The following is a 3,212-nucleotide window of genomic DNA, read 5'->3' on the forward strand; positions in this document are numbered from 1 at the left end:
ACCGGCCTCCAGCAGGGCAGGATCCGGCCAACTGCCCTGCTGGAGGCCGGTGTTGTGATGGGGTGAGAGTGCCATCGACCAGTTGTACGAAAGGGCACTCAGTGCAGCATCACCTCGCACGCAGAGGATTCCTGGGAGCCGCCGTCGCACTCGGCGCGGCGGCTCTCACCACTCCCCTCACCGCAGGCACGGCGCACGCGGCCGGACCCGGCGGGCGGTGGCCCACCGGCTTTCCCCTCCCGAAGGGCTTCCAGCCGGAGGGCGTCGCCATCGGGCACAGCCCGTTCGCGTACTTCGGCTCCCTCGCCGACGGCTCCGTCTACCGCGTCTCGCTGGCCACCGGCGAGGGCCGGATCATCCACGGGGGGCTCGGCTCCGAGCGCTCCACCGTCGGACTCAAGATCGACCGGTCCGAGCGGCGGCTCTTCCTCGCCGGCGGCTGGAGCCGGGAGATCCGCGTCGTCGACGCCCGCACCGGCGCGCTCCTGCGCGACTTCACCGGACTCGGCGCCGAGAACACCATGGTCAACGACGTCGTCCTCACCCCGGACGCCGCCTGGTTCACGGACTCGTTCCAGCCCCGGCTCTACCGCCTCGCCATCGACCGCACCGGCGAGCCCGCACACGAGATCACGACCCTGCCGCTCACCGGCGACTGGACGCAGGGCCCCGACTTCACCGCCAACGGCATCGAGCGGACCCCCGACGGCCGGGCCCTGCTCGTGGTCAACGTCCACCAGGACGGCGGCACGCTCCTGCGCGTCGACCCGCGCACCGGCACCGCCCGCACGGTCGACCTCGGCGGCCTGAAGATCCCGAACGGCGACGGAATGCTGCTCCTCGGCCGCGACCTGTACATCGTCCAGCAGGCGGTCAACCAGATCGACGTCGTCCGGCTCGACGCCGCCGGAACGCGCGGCACCCCGATCGCCCGGATCACCGACCCGGACCGGTTCCGCGTCCCGACCACCGCGGCCGTCTGGGGCGACCGGATCTACCTGCCCAACGCGCGCTTCGGCCTGGACCCGGACCCCACGGTGGCGGACTACGACGCGGTGTCCGTACCCAGGGTCTGAACGCGGTACGGGAGGGGCGGCCGCGCCACCCCTCCCGTACGGCTACTCCTGCGTGTCCCCGGCGTCCCCGTCGTCGTCCTCCGGGGCGTCGGACGGCGGCTCCGCCCCCGGGACCGCCTCCGGGCCCGGCTGCTCCGGCTTCGGCGGGCGGGTCCGGCCACTCCCGGAATCCCTCAGGAACTCGCCGCCCTCCGTCGCCACCCCCGGACCGGAACCCGGCCCCGTGCCCGGCTCGCGGCGCCGCAGATACCGCTCGAACTCACGGGCGATCGCCTCGCCCGAGGCCTCCGGCAGCTCCGCCGTGTCCCGCGCCTCCTCCAGGGTCTGCACGTACTCGGCGACCTCGCTGTCCTCGGCGGCCAGCTGGTCCACGCCCAGCTGCCAGGCCCGCGCGTCCTCCGGCAGCTCGCCCAGCGGGATGCGCAGCCCGATCAGGTCCTCCAGGCGGTTGAGCAGCGCCAGGGTCGCCTTCGGGTTCGGCGGCTGCGACACGTAGTGCGGCACCGCCGCCCACAGGCTCACCGCCGGCACGCCCGCGTGCGTGCACGCCTCCTGGAGGATGCCCACGATGCCCGTCGGGCCCTCGTACCGGGTCTCCTCCAGGTCCATCGTCCGCGCCAGGTCCGGATCGGAGGTCACTCCGCTGACCGGGACCGGCCGGGTGTGCGGGGTGTCCCCGAGCAGCGCGCCCAGGATCACCACCATCTCCACGCCCAGCTCGTGGGCGAAGCCCAGCAGCTCGTTGCAGAAGGACCGCCAGCGCATCGAGGGCTCGATCCCGCGCACGAGCACCAGGTCACGGGGCTTGTCGCCGCCGACCCGGACCACGGAGAGCCGGGTCGTCGGCCAGGTGATCTTCCTGACCCCGTTGTCCAGGAAGACGGTGGGCCGGTTGACCTGGAAGTCGTAGTAGTCCTCGGCGTCGAGCGCCGCGAAGACCTCGCCCTTCCATTCCCGGTCCAGGTGGGCGACCGCGGTGGAGGCGGCGTCGCCGGCGTCGTTCCAGCCCTCGAACGCGGCCACCATGACCGGGTCGATCAGCTCGGGTACCCCCTCGAGCTCGATCACCCAGCGCCTCCTTATTCGAAGTTCCTGTCGTACGGCCCCACCTTACGGCTTTCCGGTGGTCCGCCCGCAGTCCCCGGACATCCCCGAAAACCCGTGCGGCCTTGATCGACTACCCAGGAACTCGCCTCCGCACACGACGGAGTCACTCCTCCCACAGCGTGCTCGGCGCCTCCCTCCGCACCACCGGCGCGATCTCCTCGGCGAACCGCTGGAGCGTCTCGGCCTGCTCGGCGGTCGACTGGCCGAAGGTGTCGACGGTGACGGACTGCAGGTCGTGCCCGTAGTGCTCGTGGTAGCCGAGGATCTTGTCGATGATCTGCTGCGGCGAGCCGATCAGCTGGGGGCCGTCCGCGATCGCGTCCTCGATCGTCCGGAACGGGGTGTTGTACCCGGCCCTGCCCTCCAGGTGCGGCCTGAAGCTCTGCCGCACCTTCGCCTCGTACAGCTCCTTGTACCGGCTCACCGCCTGCTCGGGGGTGTCGGCGATGAGCAGCCCGCCGGAACCGGCCGCCACGCGCGCGTGGGCCGGATCGTGCCCGTACTCCTCGAACTTCTCGCGGTAGTGGGCGATGAGCCGCGCGTACGCCTCGCGCGGCTGGATCGCGTTGGCGGTGAAGAGCGGATCGCCGTGCTTCGCCGCGAGCTCGGGGGAGTTGAGGCTGGTGGCCGAGCCGTGCCAGATCCGGGGCGGACCGGCGTACGGCCGCGGGACCGTGGTCACGTTCTTCAGCGGCGGCCGGAACTCGCCCTCCCAGTCGACGCCCTCCTCCGTCCAGAGGCGGCGCAGCAGCTCGTACTTCTCCTTCTGGAGGTCCCACTGCCGCTCCTCGTCCAGGCCGAAGAGGTCGAAGTGGCCGGCCTCCGCGCCCTTGCCGACGACGAGTTCGAGCCGGCCGCGGGAGAGCTGGTCGAGCGTCGCGTAGTCCTCGGCGACCCGGACGGGGTCGAGGATCGCGACCACGGTGACGCCGGTGAGCAGCCGGATCCGGCTGGTGCGGGCGGCCAGCGCGGCGAGCAGCACGGTCGGGGAGGAGGAGAGGAACGCGCCCGCGTGCCGCTCGCCGACCG

3 protein-coding genes are annotated in these 3,212 nt (G+C 72.4%); 1 reads left to right on the forward strand and 2 read right to left on the reverse strand.

All coding sequences use genetic code 11. The features are described 5' to 3' along the window. Positions 1-101 precede the first annotated feature (101 nt). Entirely contained in the window at positions 102-1,076 is a 975-nt protein-coding gene (locus CCN56_RS22720; RefSeq protein ID WP_086829506.1) for a superoxide dismutase, read from the forward strand. Positions 1,077-1,118: 42 nt separating this feature from the next. Here CCN56_RS22720 and CCN56_RS22725 read toward each other — a convergent pair whose 3' ends face one another. Next, a complete protein-coding gene (locus tag CCN56_RS22725) occupies positions 1,119-2,144 on the reverse strand; it encodes a PAC2 family protein (protein WP_086829508.1) in 1,026 nt (341 codons plus the stop codon). 142 nt (positions 2,145-2,286) lie between these two features. Beyond that, positions 2,287-3,212 (reverse strand): LLM class flavin-dependent oxidoreductase (locus CCN56_RS22730; RefSeq protein WP_086829510.1); only part of this gene is annotated, 926 nt, incomplete at its 5' end.

The organism is Streptomyces sp. NRRL B-24572 (assembly GCF_002156145.1).
GTDB classification, from domain to species: Bacteria; Actinomycetota; Actinomycetes; order Streptomycetales; family Streptomycetaceae; genus Streptomyces; species Streptomyces vietnamensis.